22 protein-coding genes are annotated in these 20,527 nt (G+C 62.7%); 11 read left to right on the top strand and 11 right to left on the bottom strand.

Features of this window, described 5'->3' with window-relative positions; genetic code table 11:
* The first annotated feature begins 175 nt into the window (after positions 1–175).
* The 7 genes from MESCI_RS15450 to MESCI_RS15420 all read left to right on the top strand — a co-directional run bounded on the left by MESCI_RS15450 (position 176) and on the right by MESCI_RS15420 (position 7,045).
* A complete protein-coding gene (locus MESCI_RS15450) occupies positions 176–931 on the top strand; it encodes a M15 family metallopeptidase (RefSeq protein WP_164919916.1) in 756 nt (251 codons plus the stop codon).
* Between the two features lie 220 nt (positions 932–1,151).
* Positions 1,152–2,177 (top strand): sulfate ABC transporter substrate-binding protein, encoded by a 1,026-nt coding sequence (locus MESCI_RS15445; protein WP_013530876.1) that lies wholly within the window; start codon positions 1,152–1,154, stop codon positions 2,175–2,177.
* A 21-nt stretch (positions 2,178–2,198) separates the two neighbouring features.
* Positions 2,199–3,050: a sulfate ABC transporter permease subunit CysT gene (gene cysT / locus MESCI_RS15440; protein WP_013530875.1), complete on the top strand. Its 852-nt coding sequence runs from the start codon at positions 2,199–2,201 to the stop codon at positions 3,048–3,050.
* Positions 3,043–3,927: a sulfate ABC transporter permease subunit CysW gene (cysW, locus tag MESCI_RS15435; RefSeq protein ID WP_013530874.1), complete on the top strand. Its 885-nt coding sequence runs from the start codon at positions 3,043–3,045 to the stop codon at positions 3,925–3,927. The genes cysT and cysW overlap by 8 nt, the downstream gene beginning before the upstream one ends.
* A 13-nt stretch (positions 3,928–3,940) precedes the next feature.
* Positions 3,941–4,981, top strand: coding sequence for a sulfate/molybdate ABC transporter ATP-binding protein (locus tag MESCI_RS15430; RefSeq protein ID WP_013530873.1), 1,041 nt, complete (start codon positions 3,941–3,943; stop codon positions 4,979–4,981).
* Between the two features lie 371 nt (positions 4,982–5,352).
* Positions 5,353–6,339 (top strand): sulfate ABC transporter substrate-binding protein, encoded by a 987-nt coding sequence (locus tag MESCI_RS15425; RefSeq protein WP_013530872.1) that lies wholly within the window; start codon positions 5,353–5,355, stop codon positions 6,337–6,339.
* 256 nt (positions 6,340–6,595) lie between these two features.
* On the top strand, positions 6,596–7,045 hold the full coding sequence (locus MESCI_RS15420; RefSeq protein WP_013530871.1) for an RrF2 family transcriptional regulator: 450 nt from the start codon (positions 6,596–6,598) through the stop codon (positions 7,043–7,045).
* Between the two features lie 114 nt (positions 7,046–7,159).
* On the opposite strand, the gene MESCI_RS15415 is transcribed toward MESCI_RS15420, so the two are convergent.
* Together MESCI_RS15415 and MESCI_RS15410 are read right to left on the bottom strand one after the other, a co-directional pair.
* Positions 7,160–8,029, bottom strand: coding sequence for an NmrA family NAD(P)-binding protein (locus tag MESCI_RS15415; RefSeq protein WP_013530870.1), 870 nt, complete (start codon positions 8,027–8,029; stop codon positions 7,160–7,162).
* Between the two features lie 42 nt (positions 8,030–8,071).
* Positions 8,072–8,494, bottom strand: coding sequence for a DoxX family protein (locus MESCI_RS15410; RefSeq protein ID WP_013530869.1), 423 nt, complete (start codon positions 8,492–8,494; stop codon positions 8,072–8,074).
* Between the two features lie 13 nt (positions 8,495–8,507).
* Between MESCI_RS15410 and MESCI_RS33150 the strand changes: the two genes are divergently transcribed.
* From MESCI_RS33150 to MESCI_RS15400, 3 genes are all read left to right on the top strand, one after another.
* A complete protein-coding gene (locus MESCI_RS33150) occupies positions 8,508–8,834 on the top strand; it encodes a helix-turn-helix domain-containing protein (RefSeq protein WP_338048473.1) in 327 nt (108 codons plus the stop codon).
* Between the two features lie 19 nt (positions 8,835–8,853).
* Complete coding sequence (locus MESCI_RS15405; RefSeq protein ID WP_245268533.1) at positions 8,854–9,516, top strand: LysR substrate-binding domain-containing protein; 663 nt, start codon at positions 8,854–8,856, stop codon at positions 9,514–9,516.
* A gap of 164 nt (positions 9,517–9,680) precedes the next feature.
* Positions 9,681–10,832, top strand: coding sequence for a hypothetical protein (locus MESCI_RS15400; protein ID WP_013530868.1), 1,152 nt, complete (start codon positions 9,681–9,683; stop codon positions 10,830–10,832).
* On the opposite strand, the gene MESCI_RS15395 is transcribed toward MESCI_RS15400, so the two are convergent.
* The 8 genes from MESCI_RS15395 to MESCI_RS15360 all read right to left on the bottom strand — a co-directional run bounded on the left by MESCI_RS15395 (position 10,827) and on the right by MESCI_RS15360 (position 19,099).
* Complete coding sequence (locus MESCI_RS15395; RefSeq protein WP_013530867.1) at positions 10,827–11,372, bottom strand: gluconokinase; 546 nt, start codon at positions 11,370–11,372, stop codon at positions 10,827–10,829. The two genes, MESCI_RS15400 and MESCI_RS15395, sit on opposite strands and share 6 nt — an antisense overlap.
* 2 nt (positions 11,373–11,374) lie before the next feature.
* A complete protein-coding gene (locus tag MESCI_RS15390) occupies positions 11,375–12,361 on the bottom strand; it encodes an ABC transporter permease (RefSeq protein ID WP_013530866.1) in 987 nt (328 codons plus the stop codon).
* Positions 12,358–13,338, bottom strand: coding sequence for an ABC transporter permease (locus tag MESCI_RS15385; protein ID WP_013530865.1), 981 nt, complete (start codon positions 13,336–13,338; stop codon positions 12,358–12,360). The genes MESCI_RS15390 and MESCI_RS15385 overlap by 4 nt, the downstream gene beginning before the upstream one ends.
* Positions 13,335–14,882 carry a sugar ABC transporter ATP-binding protein gene (locus MESCI_RS15380; protein ID WP_013530864.1) on the bottom strand — a complete coding sequence of 516 codons (1,548 nt, stop codon included), beginning with the start codon at positions 14,880–14,882 and terminating at the stop codon, positions 13,335–13,337. Before MESCI_RS15380 ends, MESCI_RS15385 begins: the two co-directional genes overlap by 4 nt.
* Positions 14,883–14,961: 79 nt before the next feature.
* Positions 14,962–16,089, bottom strand: a complete 1,128-nt coding sequence (locus tag MESCI_RS15375; protein WP_013530863.1) for a sugar ABC transporter substrate-binding protein — start codon at positions 16,087–16,089, stop codon at positions 14,962–14,964.
* Positions 16,090–16,391: 302 nt separating this feature from the next.
* Positions 16,392–17,420: an HTH-type transcriptional regulator GntR gene (gntR, locus tag MESCI_RS15370; protein ID WP_013530862.1), complete on the bottom strand. Its 1,029-nt coding sequence runs from the start codon at positions 17,418–17,420 to the stop codon at positions 16,392–16,394.
* A 98-nt stretch (positions 17,421–17,518) separates the two neighbouring features.
* Entirely contained in the window at positions 17,519–17,848 is a 330-nt protein-coding gene (locus tag MESCI_RS15365; protein ID WP_032898595.1) for a hypothetical protein, read from the bottom strand.
* A 21-nt stretch (positions 17,849–17,869) separates the two neighbouring features.
* Positions 17,870–19,099 carry an MFS transporter gene (locus MESCI_RS15360; RefSeq protein WP_013530861.1) on the bottom strand — a complete coding sequence of 410 codons (1,230 nt, stop codon included), beginning with the start codon at positions 19,097–19,099 and terminating at the stop codon, positions 17,870–17,872.
* A 170-nt stretch (positions 19,100–19,269) separates the two neighbouring features.
* On the opposite strand from MESCI_RS15360, the gene MESCI_RS15355 reads away from it, so the two are divergent.
* Positions 19,270–19,560: a DUF3175 domain-containing protein gene (locus MESCI_RS15355; protein ID WP_027160693.1), complete on the top strand. Its 291-nt coding sequence runs from the start codon at positions 19,270–19,272 to the stop codon at positions 19,558–19,560.
* A gap of 14 nt (positions 19,561–19,574) precedes the next feature.
* Here MESCI_RS15355 and MESCI_RS15350 read toward each other — a convergent pair whose 3' ends face one another.
* Positions 19,575–20,351: a FadR/GntR family transcriptional regulator gene (locus MESCI_RS15350; protein WP_013530859.1), complete on the bottom strand. Its 777-nt coding sequence runs from the start codon at positions 20,349–20,351 to the stop codon at positions 19,575–19,577.
* Positions 20,352–20,527 lie beyond the last annotated feature (176 nt).

The raw sequence follows: 20,527 nt of genomic DNA, 5'->3' as shown, positions 1-20,527 counted from the left end.
TCCACAGGCTCAGCGGATAGCAGGATACTCACCCATGCCTGTTCCGAGGCACCCCCCTCTGGCCTGCCGGCGATCTCCCCCGCAAGGAGGGCGATCGGATGTCCTTGCCGCTTTCGCCAGTTATCAATGGTGGAGCAGGACGCCAAAGCTGCCAATCTCCCCCCTTGCGGGGGAGATGCCTGGCAAGGCAGAGGGGGGTGCCTCGCGCGATCCTTTCCTGTCGGCAGCCTCAGCACTGGCAGCAACAATCCTTGTCCCGGTAATCACCCTCCCTGCTCTCGCTGACCCACTCCCCGCCGGCTTTGTCCGGCTCGCCGATGTCGACCCCTCGATCCGCCAGGACATCCGCTACGCCGGATCGGATAATTTTCTGCACCGCAAGGTGAACGGCTATGACGCCCCGGTCTGCATCCTCACAGAGGATGCGGCGAAGGCACTCTCCGTCGTCCAGAAAGCGATCGCGGCCAAACGCCTGACCCTGGTGGTGTTCGATTGCTACCGCCCTGCCCGCGCCGTCGCCGACATGGGCGAATGGACAAAACAGGGCGGGCCGCCCGATCCGCAATGGTATCCGAAGGTCAGGCGCAGCGACCTGATCGCCAAGGGCTATGTCGGAGAGTTGTCGACCCATTCACGTGGCTCGACCGTCGACGTCGCCGTCGCCCGGATGGACCGCAGGTCCAGCCCGAACCCGGCCTGCGGCACCGGGGATGCCGACACGCTCGATTTCGGTACCGGTTTCGACTGCTTTGATTCAATGAGCGAAACCGCATACCGCGGCCCTGCCAGTGAAGCGGCAAATCGCAAGATGCTTGTCGAAGCCATGCGCGCGGGCGGCTTCAAGAACTATGCAAGGGAATGGTGGCACTTCACGCTGAAAAGCGAACCGTTCGCCGAACAGCGTTTCGACTTTCGCATCACCGCCGATTGAGGCACCGGATCAAATTCCACACCTTGCCTCGGCACTACCCATTGCTAGATAGGCTGAGTGGCAGGGCCATGGATTCTTCCTTTGGCCGCAAGAGGAAAATATTTCTCCAAAGGACGAAATGGCGCCGAACATTTTCTCAAGAGGGGCAAAAAAGGCAACATTGAATGCATCTAATTTCTACCAATTCGGTAGATTTGGCGCGGGTTCAACGGAGGCAGAAATGACCAAACCTCATTTCAGGAAACTGCTCGGCGCACTGGTCGCCACATCTGTCCAGTTCGGCACGCTCGGTTTCGCGTTTGCCGATACCACCATTCTCAACGTCTCCTACGATCCGACACGCGAGCTCTACAAGGCCTATGACGAAGCTTTCGTCGCCCATTGGAAGGCCGAGACCGGAGAGACGGTCACCGTCCAGCAGTCGCATGGCGGATCGGGCGCCCAGGCCCGCGCCGTGATCGACGGCCTCGACGCCGATGTGGTGACGCTGGCACTCGAAGGCGACATCAATGCCATCGTCTCGAAGTCGAAGAAGATCAATCCGGACTGGCGCACCAAATTCGAAAACAATTCGGCGCCCTACACCTCGACCATCATCTTCCTCGTGCGCAAGGGCAATCCCAAGGGCATTCACGACTGGAGCGACCTCGTCAAGGACGGTGTCCAGGTGATCACGCCCAATCCCAAGACGTCCGGCGGCGCGCGCTGGAACTATCTCGCCGCATGGGCCTACGCCAACGCCAATGACGGGGGCGACGAGACCAAGACCAAGGAGTTCGTCGGCAAGCTCTACGCCAATGCTCCGGTGCTCGACACCGGCGCGCGCGGCTCGACCGTGACCTTCGCGCAAAAGGGTCTCGGCGATGTGCTTATCGCCTGGGAAAACGAGGCCTATCTGGCGCTCGACGAGTTCGGCGCCGACAATTTCGACATCGTCTACCCGCCGACCTCCATCCTGGCAGAACCGCCGGTGGCGGTGGTCGACGCCAATGTCGATGCCAAGGGCACGCGCAAGATCGCCGAAGCCTATCTGAGCTGGCTCTACTCCAAGGAAGCGCAGACGATCATCGCCAAGAACCATTATCGTCCTGCCAAGCCCGATCTGGTGCCGGCCGAGGACCTCGCCAAGCTGCCGCCGATCAAACTTGTAACCATCGACGATCCACAGTTTGGTGGCTGGAAAAAAGCACAGCCTTATCATTTCGGCGATGGTGGTATATTCGACCAGATCTACAAGCCCCAGTAAGCAGTCGATATTCAGGACGACATGACCACAGCACCCGCCCAGGCGGGGTGGCGATTCAGGCAGCCGAGCGTCATTCCGGGTTTCGGATTGACGCTCGGCTTCTCGCTTGCCTACCTCACCCTCATCATTCTCATCCCGCTATCCGGGCTGCTCTGGCGCTCGGCCGCCCTTGGCTGGCCTGAATTCTGGGCGATCGCCACCGATCGCCGCACCATCAATGCGCTGAGAATCAGCTTCGGCACTGCCTTCGTCGCGGCTGCTGTCAACGTCGTCTTCGGCACGCTGGTCGCATGGGTGCTGGTGCGTTACCGCTTCCCCGGCCGCCGCATCGTCGATGCCATGGTCGATCTGCCCTTCGCCTTGCCGACGGCTGTGGCCGGCATCGCGCTGACCACGCTCTACGCGCCGAACGGCTGGATCGGCAAATTGCTGATGCCGCTCGGCATCAAGGTCGCCTATACCCCGCTGGGTATCGTCATCGCGTTGATCTTCATCGGCCTGCCCTTCGTCGTGCGCACCGTGCAGCCGATCATGGAGGAGATCGACAAGGAAGTGGAGGAAGCCGCGGCCACCCTTGGCGCCAATCGTTTCCAGATCATCACCCGCATCCTGTTTCCGGGCCTGGCGCCGGCCATCGTCACCGGCTTCGCGCTCGCCTTCGCGCGCGGCGTCGGCGAATACGGCTCGGTCATCTTCATCGCCGGCAACTTGCCCTACAAATCAGAGATCGCGCCGCTGCTGATCGTCATCCGGCTGGAGGAATACAATTACCCGGCGGCAACCGCGATTGCGGCGATCATGCTCGCTCTGTCATTCATCATGCTTTTGGTCGTCAATCTCGCACAGTCGTGGAGCCGCAAGCGCTATGGCTGATCCGGAGATCAAATCCTACGAACCGCACCATGAAAGCCAATCGGCGGCGGTCACGGAAAGCCGCCCGGCGCGCCTGGCCCTGATGGCCGTCGCCTTTGCCTTCCTCGGCATTTTTCTGCTCTTGCCGCTGATCATCGTCTTCAACGAAGCCTTCGCCAAGGGCATCGGTGCCTACACCGAAGCGCTCGGCAATCCCGACACACGCTCGGCGATCCGGCTGACGCTGCTGGTCGCCGCGATCTCGGTACCGCTCAACATTGTGTTCGGCATCTCCGCCGCCTGGGCGATCGCCAAGTTCGAGTTCAAGGGCAAGGCCTTCCTGACCACGCTGATCGACCTTCCCTTCTCGGTCTCCCCGGTCATATCGGGCCTCGTCTATGTGCTTCTGTTCGGCGCCCAGGGGCTGCTCGGCACCTGGCTGAAAGCGCATGGCATCGTCATCCTGTTTGCCGTGCCGGGCATCGTGCTGGCCACAATCTTCGTCACCTTCCCCTTCGTCGCCCGCGAGTTGATCCCGCTGATGCAGGAGCAAGGCAATGGCGACGAGGAGGCAGCGCTTTCGCTTGGCGCCAATGGTTGGCAGACCTTCTGGTACGTGACCTTGCCCAACGTCAAATGGGGGCTGCTCTACGGCGTGCTCCTGTGCAATGCGCGCGCCATGGGCGAGTTCGGCGCGGTCTCGGTGGTGTCGGGCCATATACGCGGCCTGACCAACACCATGCCGCTGCATGTCGAAATCCTCTATAACGAGTACAACGCCGTCGGCGCCTTCGCCGTCGCTTCATTGCTTGCGGGCCTGGCGCTCGTCACGCTGGTCTTGAAAACACTTCTCGAGATGCGCTACGGCGCCGAGATCGCCGCGACGCGCGGACACTGACAGAGGGATTTGCATGGAAGTTCGCGTTGCCAACGTGCGCAAGGAGTTTGACCGGTTTCCGGCCCTCCACGACGTGTCGCTCGATATCAAGTCGGGCGAACTGATCGCGTTGCTGGGGCCGTCCGGCTCCGGCAAGACGACGCTGCTCAGGCTGATCGCCGGACTGGAGCGGCCGACGCGCGGAAACATCTTCTTCGGCGACGAGGACGCCTCGCACAAGTCGATCCAGGATCGCAATGTCGGCTTTGTCTTCCAGCACTATGCGCTGTTCCGGCACATGACGGTGGCCGACAATATCGGCTTCGGCCTGAAGGTCCGGCACGGGCCGTCGCGCCCCCCGGCGCAGGAGATCCGCCGCCGCGCCTCCGAGCTTCTGGACCTTGTCCAGCTGTCGGGGCTGGAAAAGCGCTATCCGGCGCAGCTTTCCGGCGGCCAGCGGCAGCGCGTGGCGCTGGCGCGGGCCATGGCCATCGAACCCAAGGTGCTGCTGCTCGACGAACCGTTCGGCGCGCTTGACGCGCAGGTGCGCCGGGAATTGCGCCGCTGGCTGCGCGAAATCCATGACGCCACCGGCCACACCACCGTCTTCGTCACCCACGACCAGGAAGAGGCGCTGGAGCTTGCCGACCGCGTCGTGGTGATGAGCCAGGGTCGCATCGAGCAGGTCGGCACCGCCGACGACATCTACGACACGCCGAACTCGCCCTTCGTCTACGGCTTCATCGGTGAATCGAGCTCGCTTCCCGTCAAAGTCGAGAATGGCGAGATCTGGCTCGCCGACCGTCCGATCGGGCTTGCCGCGCCCAACGAGCCCTCGGGCGATGCGACGCTCTACTTCCGCCCGCACGATGTCGAATTGCTGGACGGCTGCAGCGGCTGCATCGCCGGCACGGTCGCCGCCAGCCGGCGCGTCGCCGGCACGCGCCGGGTCGAGCTTGAAATCGGTGGTGAGCGTCAGCGGGTCGAAATCGAGTTGCCGGTCGATCATCCCGCGGCGCAAAAAAGCCGGGTGGCGTTCCGCCCCGGCCGCTGGAAGCTTTTTCCGGCGGCTTGATTCTCGGCTCAAGCGCTACGCCAACCAGTTTTCGACCTTCAGATTCCTGATCCGGGTGAACTCTCCCGTGTTGGGCTGCGGTTGTTGCGAAACAGCTTCGCCTCCTTGGGCGGCGTTGTTGAATGACGGTTCTGGGGCATGGCGGCAGCTGTTTGTATCTGCCTTTTGTATATGCCATGCAGCACCGCAAACAAGGCGCAGAAAAACTCCGACGAAGGTAGCCATCTCCTGGAACAGAATTCCAACAGGTGCCAACTTAGGCGATATATTTTCCCACGACGAGGGCGCGAACCGACAGCGCATGCCTCGTCGCGCATGATACGTCACGGCTATGGTCCGACCATCAACGCATTGCATCGGAGCCTGTTTTCATGAAACGATTTTTCCTCGGGCTTGCCACCGTCGCCGGCCTGTTCCTTGCATCCTCCCAAGCCTGGTCGGCCGACAAACTGCTCAACGCATCCTATGATGTCGGCCGCGAACTGTTCGTGCAGGTCAACAAGGCTTTCATCGCCCAGCATCCGGGCGTCACCGTCGACCAGTCGCATGCCGGCACTTCGGCGCAGGCACGCGCCATCGCCGAGGGCCTTGGCGCCGACGTTGTTACCTTCAACCAGGTCATCGACATCGACTTCCTGGTCAAGAAGGGCCTCGTCTCGGCCGACTGGCAGAAGGATTTCCCTGACAATGCCTCGCCCTTCTATTCTCTGCCTTCGTTCCTTGTCCGCGCGGGCAACCCCAAGCACATCAAGGACTGGAACGATCTCGTGCGCGACGACGTGCAGGTGATCTTCCCAAACCCGAAAACATCCGGCAATGCGCGCTACACCTATCTGGCGGCCACCGCCTACGCCAAGGAAGCCTTCAAGGGCGACGACGCCAAGGTGAAAGAGTTCATCACCAAGCTGTTCAACAACGTGCCGATCTTCGACACCGGCGGCCGCGCCGCGACCACCACCTTCGTGCAGCGCGAGATCGGTGATGTGCTGATCACCTTCGAGTCGGAGACGCGCGGCATCCGCAAGGAGTATGGCGACGACAAGTTCGAGCAGGTTACGCCTTCGGTCAGCCTGCTGGCCGAATTCCCGGTCGCCATCGTCGACAAGGTTGCCGACGATCACGGCACGCGCGATCTGGCCAAGACCTATCTCGACTTCCTCTACACACCGGAGGGCCAGGACATCGCCGCCCGCAACGGCCTCAGAGCCCGCGACGCCGCTGTGGCGGCGAAATACAAGGCCGATTTCCCCGATGTCCGGCTGCTGACGGTGGAAGACGTTTTCGGCGGCTGGGACAAGGTGCAGAAAGAGCATTTCGCCGCCGGCGGCCTGCTCGACCAGACCTACGGCAGCCGCTGAGGCAGCGATACCTGCACAGCAGACGAAAAAGCCGGCGCGCTGCCGGCTTTTTTCGTTTTTGAACGCCGATAACCTGGTTATCAGCGGAATATCCGCGTTCTCAGTGCAAAACGTTACAAAGAATCAACGCGTTTATGCCTAACGTGCAATTTGGTGGCTGTTTCGCGAAACATCATCGCGCGGCGAAGACGTCATTATTTGCACACAAACAGTCGCCAGATGCGAGTGGTTGGGGCTTTTATGGGTTGATCTGCGCATGCTGACAAAAAAAGGCAAATACGGCCTCAAGGCCCTCGTGCATCTGTCTGGCCTGCCGGCCGGCCAATTGGCCTTCGTCAATGACATCGCTGTGGCGAACAACATCCCGAAGAAATTCCTCGATGCCATTCTGGGTGAGTTGCGCAATGCCGGCTTCGTCCAGAGCCGCAAAGGCAAGGAAGGCGGCTACCGCCTTGCCCGGCCGGCCTCCGAAATCAAGATCGGCCATGTCGTGCGCGTGCTTGACGGGCCGCTGGCGCCAATCCCTTGCGCCAGCCGCACGCAGTATCAACGCTGCGAGGATTGCGACGAGGCGACCTGCCAGGTCCGCCACATGATGCTGGAGGTGCGGCAGGCAATCGCCGAAGTGCTGGATAATCGCAGCCTCGCCGCCATGCGCGATGCCGACAATGACGATTTTCCGGTCGAGCTGACGTCGCAGATCTAAACCACCGACTTCAAGCCGATCGCGTTCAGATAGAGATTCCTGCATTGAAGGAGAGGTTCTCCAAATCTCGGGTTGCGAAGCTCGAAATCACGGAGAACCTCATGCAGTTTTGGCCTATCCGTTCACATTAGACGCAGCCTCGAATACAGCGCGTGCGGACGTCGTACCCGCTACGTGCTCCGTACCCGCCACACCGAGGTCCATCCATCCCGCATTCACGGCCTCGAACATTTCTTCGGCAGGTCCGGAGTGCCCCTTCGGGATGCCGAATTGCTCGAACGCTTCCGCCCACCCCGCACGCGGAATTGCAAAGGCTTTCACGGCGAGATTCAGGACTTCACCCAACTGCTCCGCGACTTCATCCGCGGTGACCATCGAACCTATCTCGACGATGCGCTGCCCTGACCACGTCGACCCGGTCAAAAGGGTTGCGACCTCTGCGCCGATGTCGTTCGTCGCAACCATGGTCGATTTCCGGTTTGTCGGATTGTAGTAGACCGGCAGCATTCCGCCCTGCGCGACCTGCAAGCCGTAGAGGAAATTTTCGAAGAATCCCCCCGCGCGCACAAATGCGGTTGGCGATGTCAGGCCGCGAAACCCTTGCTCCAGAAGCGACAAGGCCGCGATCACCCCGTGCCCGCTTGTTCGGTTCGCACCCATCGACGAAAGCGCAACCACTCGCGGCGGCGCTGCCTTGGTCAGAGCCTCGACATAGCTAGCAATCACGCTCCTCGCTTCTTTGTAATCGGGCGACGGCGCCCAGACAGGGGGCAACATGACGAACGCGCCTTCGACGCCTTTGAGGGCTCGCTCGATGGCTGCCGAATCATTCCAGTCGCCGTCTACCAGTTCCACGCCCTGGTTCGCCCAATTGGCCGCCTTGTCGCGATTGCGGACGAGTGCGCGTACCTCGTTGCCGTGCGCCAGCAGATGCTCTGCCGTTGCGCCGCCAACTTTTCCCGTGATTCCCATTACTAGGAACATGTGTTTCTCCTGATGTCGGGGGACAGAGCTGCCCCTGTTGGTTCAATGGATGAGCGGCAGAATGGCCCGGATACGGGGATCGCGGAGATAGAGGCCGCCCCAGGTCATCGCGCCCAGAAGCAGGGAGATGATTTCCGGCGGCGACCCCAACTCACCGATGCGCAGATGGGCGCAGATGGCACCTCCCAAAAAGCCCGTCACCAGGATCGCGCCGAGGACGGCGGTGACCGGGATGGCGTAGAGGATGGCGCAGGCGAGGATGATCGGACCCACGACACGGGTCAGGTCCATCGCAAACCCGGTTTCCTGCAACATGCTGGCGATCTGTGCCGGCGCGAAAAGCTGAACAGTGCCATCTGCCGTCAGGGCGATGACGACAAACGCGCTCATGATCCGGCCGGCCCACAGGGCGCGATGCAAGGTCATAGTTTCCGGTGTCTGATGCAGGTTCACAGTTTCGGACACTTGTCATTCTCCGATGGGGAGATCCCATATTCGAAGCTTACTGTGCCTCTCAACTGTGATAAATGCCGAGAAAATGAACCAACTGTTCTCTTTTTGGGGAACAATCCGAGGCACGAAAATGCAGAATCTCGAACCCATCCTCATTTTCACAACGGTCGCGGAAATGGGGAGCTTCACCCGCGCGGCCGATAGCCTGGGCATCCAAAAGGGGAGAGCCTCAACGGCGGTCCGCAAGCTGGAAGAAGATGTGGGTGTCAGGCTTCTGCACCGGACGACGCGCAGCGTGCGGTTGACGGAGGACGGACGCGATTCATGCCCGCGCCCGCGATCTGCTTGCTGAAGTCGATGATTTGCACTCGATGTTCGCAGGCGACCGCGTGGCACTTCGCGGCCGTTTGCGGGTCGACCTTCCGACCGAAGTGGCGCGCACAACGATCGTACCGGCTTTGCCGGATTTCATGGCGGCTCACCCCGAGTTGGAGCTGGAGGTGTCGAGTACGGATCGGCAAGTCGATCTGGTTCAAGAGGGGTTCGATTGTGTATTGCGGCTTGGACCCATTCGCGACGAGACCCTGATTGCCCGCCCGTTGGGCCTGTTGCGCATGGCCAACGCAGCTAGTCCCGCCTATCTGGCGCGCCATGGCGTGCCTCGATCGCTGGAAGATCTCCAGCGTCAGGAACATAGGGCAATTCATTTTTCGACGCTGCTGGGCGCGCGACCCTATGGATGGGAATATCCGGACGGCGACAGCTACGCGACGCTTCAGTTGCCAGGTGCGCTACACGTCAACAGCGCACAGATCTACGAAGCAGCGGCCCTCGCCGGCCTTGGCCTGATCCAGGCGCCACTCTTGGGCATTGGCCGATACTTGGAGAGTGGAGCGCTTGTCGAGATCCTACCCGATTTTCGTCGCCGGCCGCTCGCCGTGTCCCTCGTCGTCGCACATCGGAGCAATCTATCGCGCCGAGTCCGCGCGTTCATGAAATGGATCGAAGATGTGCTGATGCCATATATGGAATAGCGATACGACTATCTTCGTCCTGCCCTCGAAATCAACACTTCGTAAGCGGCGCGCTTATCTTAAGTCTAGGGCAAGCGAAATTTGCAGAAGTCTCGAGCACGGACACCACCTTGCACGGCCCAAGCCGACGCAGTAAAGCGGGGTTCGAAGAACGGGCTGGACCGATGAGGCTGTGGTGGTTAGCAAAATCCCGCAAGGCCGCCCGCAAGCTGCCGTCGGCAGCCAGTTTCCGCACTGAAATCATCGCCGACGTCTTCGTCCCGGAACGGGCGGAGGATGTGCGCTTCTTCAGCCGCAAGCTGGTTCGCCCTGGCCGGCTTCGCCGTTTTTCCAACAAGGATCTTCGCGAAGGCCTGCTGTCTATCTTCTATCTCGTGGTGGCGGCGGCACTGCCGGTGCGGTGGTGGGCGCCGATCTGCGGCCGCATATCGAGGTTTCGCCTCAAGCGCCATATGCGCAAGGAATTCCCGGCCTACGCTGCCGCCACGCTCGCGGTGCTGGGCGATGGTATCGATGCACGCAAGCTGTTCGAGGGATTGCTGGCAGCGCGCCACCGCCGCCGCTTGCAGCTCGCCGCTCATCTGGTGGCCGGCCGCTGGTCGCCGATGATCCGGCTGGAAGGGCTGGCGGGGCTGCGGTCGGCCTTGCAGCGCGGCCACGGCGCCATCCTCTGGTGCGATCAGTTCACCGCCCAGACCATCATCGGCAAGCGCGCGCTGTACGAGGCCGGTATCGAAGCGCATCAGGTGAGCGTCAACACCCACGGTATTTCCGAATCGGCGTTCGGCTTGCGTTTCCTCAATCCGCCGCTGATCGATGTCGAAAACCGGTTCCTGAAAAGCCGGGTCGTCTTTGGCCGCGACGACACTTATCAGGTCACCATCCGCATCCAGAAGATCCTGAAGCAGAATGGCGTGGTGACGATGACCAACACCGTCCACGCCGGCACGACCTTCACCGAGGCAGCCATGGGCGAAAGCGGCTGGACGCATCTCGCCTCGGCGCCGGCGAATTTCGCCGCCAGGGGCAGGACAGCCCTGTTTGCCATGTCGACCTTCGAAGTGGTTCCCTTCATCGAATACCGGGCCGTGCTCAGCCCCGAGCTGACGCCGGAGGCATCTGTCAGCCCGGCAACGGACATGGCCAGGGATGGCGCCAAGAACATGACTGTGCAGGCGCACTACATCCTGCTCAAGCGCGACCGCCTGCTGGAAGCGCTGAAGCTCTACCCCGAGCAGATGCTGACGTGGTCCCGCCGGCAGCGGCTGACCGAGGTCTCGGACAGCATCGGCATCGGAATGGATGAAGGCTCATGACCGGCGTATCAGGCGGACCGCGGCGGCGACGAGCTCACCGACCGGGCGTGTGGCATTGAGTTTCGAGGCGCGCTCATCCGCAGCCGGCGGCTCGAGGATGGCGAACTGGCTGTCGACCAGGCTCGCCGGCATGAAGTGGCCCTTGCGGCTGCCGACGCGCTGCCTGGCCGTACCAGGGTCGATCTCCAGATAGAGGAAGACGATTTCCGGGCAGAAGCCGCTCAGCCGGTCGCGGTAGCTGCGCTTCAGCGCCGAGCAGGCGGCGACCACGCCTTTGCCCTGCTCCACCGACGCGGCGATGCGCTCGCCGATCGCGTTGAGCCAGCCTTCGCGCAGCTGATCGGTAAGCGGCTCGCCGCTTGCCATGCGTGCGACGTTTTCCGGCGGATGCAGCCTGTCGCCCTCGATAAAGGTAACGCCCAGAGCGGCGGCAAGCCCAATGCCCACCGCCGACTTGCCGCAGCCGGCGACGCCCATAACCACGATGGCCGGCACCGAGCCGGGGGCGCTCGTCGGCGCCTGTGCTGCCGCTTCGTCCACTGTCAGCGGCTTGCCGGCGCGCGGCCGTAGAGCAGCAGCATGGCGACGATGACGACACCGTAGATGATCTGCCGCCCCGCCTCCGGCATCTGCATGACCGACAAGATGGATTGCAGCAACGTGATGAGGATGACACCGGCGACAGTGCCGAGATAGGAGCCGCGCCCACCCAGGATCGAGGTGCCGCCAAGCACCACCGCGGCGATCGACGGCAGCAGATAAGCGTCGCCCATCGACTGCGCCGCCTTGGAGGCATAGCCGGCCAGAAGCACGCCGCCGAAAGCCGAGAGCCCACCGGAGACGGCGAAGGCGATCATCACCACGCGCCTTGTGTCGATGCCGGAGAGATAGGCCGCGCGCTCGCGGTTGCCGATGCCGTAGACGGTGCGGCCGAAGCCGGTCCGCGTCAGCACGAACACCATCGCGGCCCCGATCAGCGCCCAGATGATGACGGCGTTGGGCACGCCCGGAATGGCGAAACCGGTCGCCAGGTAGCGCATCGCGCCCGTCGCCGAATCCTGCGGCGAGAAGCCGCCGGTGTAGACCACCATCAGCCCTTGCGCGACAGCGTTGGTGGCCAATGTGATGATCATCGAGGGGATGCGCAGATAGGCGACGCCGATGCCGTTGACGACGCCGATCAGCATGCCGCAGATGATGCCGAACGGGATGGCCAACGCCACGCCGACCGGGCCGTACGCCGCCGCGGCGCAGGCCATCATGGCGCCCGCCGCCACCGCCCACGGCACCGACAGGTCGATCTGGCCGAGCAGGATGACCAGCATCATGCCTGTCGCGATGACGCCGAGGAATGAAGCCACCTTGAGCTGCTGCAGGAGATATTCAGGCGACAGGAAGCTTCTGGAATAGAGGCTGCCGAAGAACAGCAAAAGCACGATGCAGGCAAAGGCCGTCAGCACCGCCGGATCGGCGCGGCGGATGAATCTTGGCATGCGGCCGGCAATGCCGCCAAGCGTCGTTTCGCTCACAGGAACCACTCCAGCCGGTTGCGGACCCGAAACAGGGCGAAGGCGCCGAGGCTGACGGCGACCAGCAGGATAACGCCCTGGAACAGCGGCTGCCAGAGCGGATCGAAATCGAAGACGAACAACAGGTCGCCGATCGTGCGGAAAGCCAGTGCGCCGAAGATGGCGCCGATGGCGCTGCCCTTGCCGCCGAACAGCGAGACGCCGCCGAGCACCACGGCGGCGATCGAAAACAGCGTGTAGGAGTTGCCGCTGGCATAGGCCGCCTCACCCGTATAGGTGAAGAAGGTCAGGAACAGTCCGCCGATCGCCGCCAGCAGGCCGGCCAGCGTGTAGGCGGCGAACTTGCCGCGCCGGATCGGCACACCCGACATGTAGGCCGCCGTCTCCGATGAGCCTGCCGCGTAGGCGGCGCGGCCAAGCACCGAGCGGCTGAACGGCACCCAGATCACCAGCACGATGGCCAGCAGCACGACGAGACTTGCCGGCACCACGCCGAACACACGGCCGGTCAGCGCATCGGCTAGGTCCTCATTGACCGAGCCGCCCGGAAATGGCCGCAGCAACAGGCCGATGCCGTAATAGACGGCGCCTGTGGCAATGGTGGCGACAATCGGCTGCAGCCGGCCATAGATGACGATGGCGCCGTTGATGGCGCCGCACAGCAGTCCCACCGCCAGCACGGCGATGACGCCGAGCGTCGTCTGCATCGGCGTTCCCACCACCAGCCACGAAGCCAGGCAGTTGGTGAGGAGAAAAATCATGCCGACGGACAGGTCGATGCCGGCGGTGATCACCACCAGCGTCTGCGCCATGGCGACGAAGGCGAGCAGCACGCCCTTGTTGGCCGCCGTCTGCACCACATTGGCGGTGAAGCCGGCCGGATGGTTCGAGGTGTAGATGACGAACATGACGATGAAGATGCCGAACGCCAGCAGCGTTCCGCGCTGCTCGGCCAGCCAGTAACGCCAATCCTTCATGCGCCCACTCCCAGGCCCACCGGGCTGTCCTCGCCATGGATGTTGAGCGCGCTTGATATCAGCGCCCGCTCGGTGATCTCGGCGCCGACCAGCTCGCGCTTGACCGCTCCGTCGTAGAGCACCAGCACACGGTCGCAGCAGCCGATCAACTCGTCATAGTCGGTCGAGTAGAACAGGATCGCAGCACCCGCGTCGGCCAGTTTGCGCATCAGCTGGTACAGCTCCTGCTTGGTGCCGACGTCGATGCCGCGCGTCGGATCGTTGAGCAGAATGATGCGCGGCTGGCGCATCAGCCATTTGGCGATGACCACCTTCTGCTGGTTGCCGCCCGAAAGCGCGCCGACCGGAATGTCGAGGCCCGCCGTCTTGATCGCCAAAAGGCCGACCATGTCGTCGATCAGCCGCTGCTCGGCGGCACGGTCGATGATGCCGGCTTTCGACAGCCGGTCGAGGGCGGCGAAGGACAGGTTCTCGCGCACTGTCATCGGCAGCATCAGCCCTTCGGTCTTGCGGTCCTCGGGAATGAGCGCCATGCCGATGCCGTCGTCGCGCGCAACGGATGGACTGGTGATCGACACAGGCTTGCCGTCGATCAGGATCTGGCCGCCGAGGCCGCGCAGCACGCCGAAGAAGGCGAGCAGCAATTCGCGCTGGCCCTGGCCGTCGAGGCCGCCAAGGCCGACCACCTCACCTGCCCTGACGGTCAGCGAGATGTCGTGCAGCCGGTCGGCCCATGAGAGCTTGCGGGCCTCGAGCCTGGGGGCCGCGGCGGCAGGCACGGCCGTCGGCTTGGGCGGAAAGATATGGCTGTATTCGCGGCCGATCATCAGTTCGACCACCTCATTGTCACTCTTCGAGCCGGCTGGATAGCTGGCGACATTGCGGCCGTTGCGGAACACCGTGCACTGATCCGCCAGTTCGGCGATCTCGTTCATGCGGTGCGAGATGTAAAGCAGCGCCAGCCCTTCCGAGCGCAGCCGCTTGAGCACCGCGAAGATCTTCGAGACATCCGCGGCAGTCAGCGCGGAGGTCGCCTCGTCGAGGATGAGGATGCGCGGCTTGCGTGCCAATGCCTTGGCGATCTCGACCATCTGCCGGCGCGACAATGGCAGGTCCTTGACCAGCGCCAGCGGGTGGATGTCGGCGGCGCCGGCACGAGCAAGTGCTTCTTCGGCGATGCGGCGCTGCGCCTTGCGGTCGATCATGCCGAAGCGTTTGGGCGGATCGGAAATGACGATGTTGTCGGCAACGCTTAGCTCGGGGACCAGCGACAGTTCCTGGAAGATGCAGACGATGCCGGCCTTGTTGGCGGCACCCGGAGAAGCGAAGGTCGCCTCGCGCCCGTCCAGCGTCATGCGGCCCTCATCGGGCGCCACGACACCTGCCATGACCTTGATCAGCGTCGACTTGCCGGCGCCGTTTTCGCCGAGAATGGCGTGGATGCTGCCGGCTTCGACAACAAGCTCGGCCTTCTCCAGCGCGCGTACACCGCCATAGCGCTTGGATATGCCTTCCATACGAAAGAGCGGAGCCGCACCGTCCATCGGCCCTCCCAGGGCGATTGTGGAATTGAGACAAACGCCGCGGCTCAAGCCGCGGCGCCAGGTGACAGCCAGCGATGATTTACTGGTTTTCCTTGGTCTGACCCATGATTTCCTGGGCGCTGAAATTGATGCCGCAGGTCGGGAAGGAATTGCCGACGAAGAAATTGTCGGATTCCTTGGGGAAGTAATCCGTGCCTTCCTTCATGTTCGGGTCTTCGGCGATCGCCAGCGGCAGCTTCACCTCTTGTGGCACGACTTCGCCTTCGAGTGCGGCGATCGCTGTCTTGATGGCGACAGCGACCTGAGCCGGGCCCGAGCCCGCGGACGAGCACTTCAGCCCGTCGGCTGAATGCGCGGCGCAGAACTTGCGGAAGCCGTTCTCGGTCTCGCCGCCAAACGGCACGAATGGATGCTTGGCGTCGATCATCGCCTGCACGATGCCGGTGTCGCCGCCCTGCCCGGTGATGCCGTCGAACGGACCGTTGGTGGCGATCGCATCCGCGGTCACCTTCTGTGCCACGCCGTCATCCCATTTGCCGGCGACTTCGGTCACGTCCCACTTCTTGCCGGACGCATCGAAGACCTCGTGGATGCCGTTGTGACGATCGGTGTCGACGGAGGTGCCGGCGACGCCGCGCACTTCCAGGATCTTGCCGCCGTTCGGTATCTTGCCGACCAGCCACTTGGCCCACAATTCGCCAAGACCCTTCTGATCGACATTGACGTTGATGGCGTCCTTGGTGTCGAGAATGTTGTCGAAGGCGACCAGCACGATGCCCGCTTCCTTGGCACGCTTGATGACCGGACCGAAGGCCGTCGGATTCTGGGCGTCGGTGACGATGGCGTCATAGCCGGAATCGATGAAATTGTTGATCGCCGAGATCTGTGCCGGCACGTCCTCGCCCGTCGAGACGACCTTGAATTCCTTGATCTTGGCTTTGACTTCAGGTTGCGCGGCGTAGGCCTTGGCCGTCTGCACCATCTGGATGCGCCAGGTGTTGGCGATATAGCCATTGGCGAAGGCGATGCGGAACGGCCCCTCCTTCTTGGGATATTTGAAGAATTTGGTCTCTGCGCTCCACGGCGCGAAACAGTCCGCCTGAGCGGCGGGACCCGACACGATTTCGGGTCCGGCGGCCATGGCGGCCGAATTGAGCATGACGAATGCAGTGGCGGCAACGACGCCACCAACAAGTGACTTGATCATCGATAATCCTCCCGATTGCAGTTCTGATTGTTCGTTTCGCAATGCGAATTTTTCGCGCGATGGACTGGCACCTCCCGCCTCGCCATGCGCTTCCTCGGCCGCCCGTGATGGCCGACCCGGTACCTCCCTTGTCGCCGCCAGCGGGGCGAAAACTATCATATTATCCATAATAAACAAGTATTAGTTGTCGCTTATGTATAATAAACAAGTGCGACCTGTCGTTCATGCACCTGCCTGTAGGAGATGGTAGCGCTACCAAATTGGCGTGTAAACCGGCATTCGCACAGTCGCTTCTGTGCGTTTCAACGCGCCGTGCTCTCGCGGCGCTTGAGCTCGAAACCGAGGTCTACGATCCGTTGCTCCGGTCTTTTGCCGGCGATCGCAGCAAGCGCCATGGCGACGGCACGCCGGCCGATCTCATAACGATGGGTGCGGATGCTGGTGACCGAAGGAAACGCCACCTGCATCATGTCGAGATCGTTGAAACCGACGATGCCGATCGTCTTCGGCACCGCGATCGAGGCGCGATGGCATTCGAACAAGACGCCGAGCGCGATGTCGTCATTGTTGCAGAAGACACCGTCGAGTGTCGGCACCTTGGCCAGCGCGTCGCGGAACATCTCGCGGCCGAGCGACACGCTGGACAGCACCGGCGTGGTGGTAACGAGGCGCGGGTCGAACAGGCCCGCGGCCTCCATCGCCGCGCGATAGCCGGCAAGGCGCCGCTGCGAACGCGGATCCATGCGCGCGCCGATGAAGCCGACGCGGCGATAGCCGGCCTCGATCAGATGCTCGGTCGCCGCCCTCCCGCCATCGAGATGCGAGAAGCCGACCATCATGTCGACCGGATCGGGACCGGTTTCCATCACCTGCACCACAGGGCAGCCGGCACTTTCCAGCAGCTTTCGCGAAGCCGGCGTCTGATCGATGCCGGCGACGATCAGCGCCGCTGGCCGTTGCGAACCGAACAGTTGCAGCAGCCGCTCTTCCTCGAGGCCGGAATAGTGGGTGTTGCCAAGCTGGATGCGGAACGGGCTGGCCGACAGGCTGTCATAGATGCCGCGCACCACCTCGGCGAAGACGTTGTTGGTAAGCGACGGCACCAGCACGCCGAACACCTCGGCGCGCGCCGAGGCCAGCGCCCGGGCATTCGGGTCCGGCACGTAGCCCAGTTCGTCGACGGCGGCCTGGATCTGGCGGCGCAACTCTTCGGAGACACGCTCCGGCTCGCGCAGGGCGCGCGACACGGTGATGGCGCCGACGCCGGCCTTGCGCGCGACATCCGCGATGGTCGGGCGGCCGCCGCCCCGGCGCGTGCGCGGCTTGGTCAAAATCGAGTCCTCGCAAGATACAGATCGGAAGCCATCGCGCCCGCAGCCGTCATATGTTGTCAAAGTGGGATATTTATCCGCGCGCTTCCTTCTCGACGCTAGGTCAATGTCCGCTCCCCAAAGAGAAAAATCAGCAGAGAAAGAAGACCAAACGAGACTAAAAATCCGGCCCATGCTCCAAACAGGAGCTTGCGAAGCGATCGGAATTCGTCAGCAACAAGAAATCTGTTGAAACGGCTATTCCTGCGGCCGGCTCGCTCGCTCCAACCAAGTGATCTTTCCTCAGTAGTGTCTACAAGCGCCCCGGTTCTGCCGAGCACCAGGATAATCGAATAGAAAATTGCGGCGGCGCCTGCGAGGCATCCCGCGGTGCAGGCCCACACCGCTATTGTTAGAAGAATGGGCTTACCGTGAAGATCGAGATGCATTTTGTGCGCCCGGAATAAGGCTTAAGCTGCAACCGTCAATGATCGCCGCGACCGCCACAATAACAGAACGATAGCCAGTATATTCAAGATATTCCAGGCAATGCCGTTCAGGAACGCAGCCGCATAAGAGCCGGTCAAATCGTAGATCCAGCCCGACATCCAGCCGCCGATCGCCATGCCGAAGATGGTCGCCATCATGACGATGCCGATACGCTGGCCGGCCTCTCTGGCCGGCATATAATCGCGCACGATGATCGCGTAGCAAGGCACGATGCCGCCCTGCGACAAGCCGAACACCAGTGACACCACATAGAGCGAGGCAAGCCCGTCGAACGGGATGTAGAACAGCAGCGACAGGCACTGCAGGACCGAGCCGATCATCAATGTCCACACGGCGCCGATACGGTCGGCGAGGAAGCCGGACGCCAGCCGGCTGACGACGCCGCCCGCCATCATGATCGACAGCATGTCGGCGCCATGTGCGACGCCGTAGCCAAGGTCCATGCAATAGGCGACGATATGCACTTGCGGCATCGACATCGCCACGCAGCAGCCGAGCCCGGCGACGACCAGCAGCACCTGCAAGGCCGCCGGCGACAGCGAGATCGGCTGCACCGACCGGCTTCCGGGCGAACCCGCGACGGCCGCCGCCGGGGCACCGCGCCGCAGCATCAGCACCAGCGGCACCATTGTCACCAGGCAGAAGATGCCGATTGCCGCATAGGTGAAGCGCCAGCCCTCCGCCTTCATCAGCGTCGGCATGATGGTCGGCCACAACGCCCCGGCAAGATAATTGCCGGCCGCCGCCGCCGTGACCGCAACACCGCGACGGCGGTTGAACCAGTGCGAGATATCGGCGATCAGCGGCCCGAAGATCACCGACGTGCCGATACCGATCAGCACTCCCTGGGCAAGCGTGAATTGCAAGATCGAGGTCGATAGCGCCGCGAGCAGCAGGCCGGCGGAAAGCGCAATCGAAGAGATCAGCGCCGGGATCCAGTAACCCATCCGGTCGATGGCGCGGCCGACCAGCACGTTGCCGGCGGCGAAACCGACCATGGTCGCCGTGTAAGGCATGGACGCCGCGGCGCGGTCGACGCCGAACTCGGCCTGCACGGCGGGTAGCACGACGACGACAGCCCACATGCCCACGGCGCCGATCGTCGCCAGCAGCATCGAGATGGCAAGCCGCATCCAGGCATAGGAGCTGTCGATGCCGGGGCCGGGCTGGAGGCTGTCGGTTCGGGTCAAGGCGTTTCCTGTCGGCGGTCTCGGAGATCGGCTGCCGTTTGCGCCACTATCGGCGCATTCTCAGGCCGCAGCAGCGCCACAGCGGGCAAATCCGTGGCTCCAGAGCCAGGGCGGAACCGATGCCGATGTGCGGAGTTTCCCGGCAACCCACCCCGCAAAGGAGTCCTGCGATGACCGCCACCAGGAAAAAATGGTCGGCCGAGGTGACCGAGCACAGCAACGCAATGGATCTTGAGGATCACGTCTTCGAATCCGACGACGCCAGGAAGATCGCCGCCTCGCTGAAACGATCCGCCGAACACAGCCACAGGCGCAAGGCCGAGCCTTTCCAATCCGCCATGTCGATGCTGAATTTTTACATCAACCGAGCCGGCAAGAACTTGCCTGCCGCGCGCAAAAAAGTGCTTGAGGACGCCAAGGGCGAGCTGCGCAGCGCCTTCGGACGTGACAAGGATGATTAGCGGCCCGTCCAGCCCTACCGGGCGCGGATGACGCCGTCTGTGTTGGCGAGCAATTTGCGCACAGCATTGCGCGCCGCGTCGGGGCGCTGCAGGCGGATGTTCTTCTCGATCGCCTCGTGCAGCTTCTGCGCGTGGTTGAGATCGTCGATCTCCCGTGTCGTATAGGCAAAGAGATGATCGAAGGCGGATTCGATCAGTACGCCGAGCGGCACCAGCAGGTCGTTGCCCGAAGCCCGCAGGATGGCGAGATGGAAGCGCGTGTCGGCGCGGGTCCGCTCCTGCAGGCTTGTCGCCGCGCCCATCTCACGGCAGGCCAGGCTGATCTCGGCCATCTGCTCGTCGGTTCTTCGCATCGCGGCGAACGCGGTCGCTTCCGGCTCGATGATATGGCGGAATTCCTGCACCGTCTTGAGGAACACTTCGCGATCCGGCGACGTCGCGTACCAGGCCAGCACATCGCGATCGAGCAGGTTCCACCGTTCCTTCGGCTCGACCCAGCTGCCGATCTTGGGACGTGAGGCCAAAAGGCTCTTGGCCATCAGCATCTTGATCGCTTCGCGCACCGCCGAGCGGCTGACGCTGAAGGTCTCCGACCATTTCGCTTCATTGGGCAGGATGGTGCCGGGCGGATAATCGCCGCGCACGATCCTGAGGCCAATTTCACTGGCCAGCGAGGCGTGGACGCTGGCGCCGGGAATACGCGCGGCGTCCGCCCGGCGAACGCCGCCCGGAGGGTCCCCGGAGGCCGCTTTCCCCAACGATTTTTCCTTGTTCGGCTTCGCGTCCCGCATGGGGTCCAGAAAGTCCGTATTAAGCAGGCTGTCAAGCGCGGCAAGCGGCTTGCATCGCAAAGCTGCCCGCTGTGCACAGATCAGCCCCGATCCGCCGCTTGATTGGCATGTCGATATTCAGGTCAGGCCGAGCCGAGAATGACGGATTTCAAGAACCGGAGCGCAGCGTACTTTTG

The sequence above is a fragment of the Mesorhizobium ciceri biovar biserrulae WSM1271 genome (genome assembly GCF_000185905.1).
Classification (GTDB): Bacteria; Pseudomonadota; Alphaproteobacteria; order Rhizobiales; family Rhizobiaceae; genus Mesorhizobium; species Mesorhizobium ciceri.
This window is presented reverse-complemented; position numbering and strand designations above follow the sequence as displayed.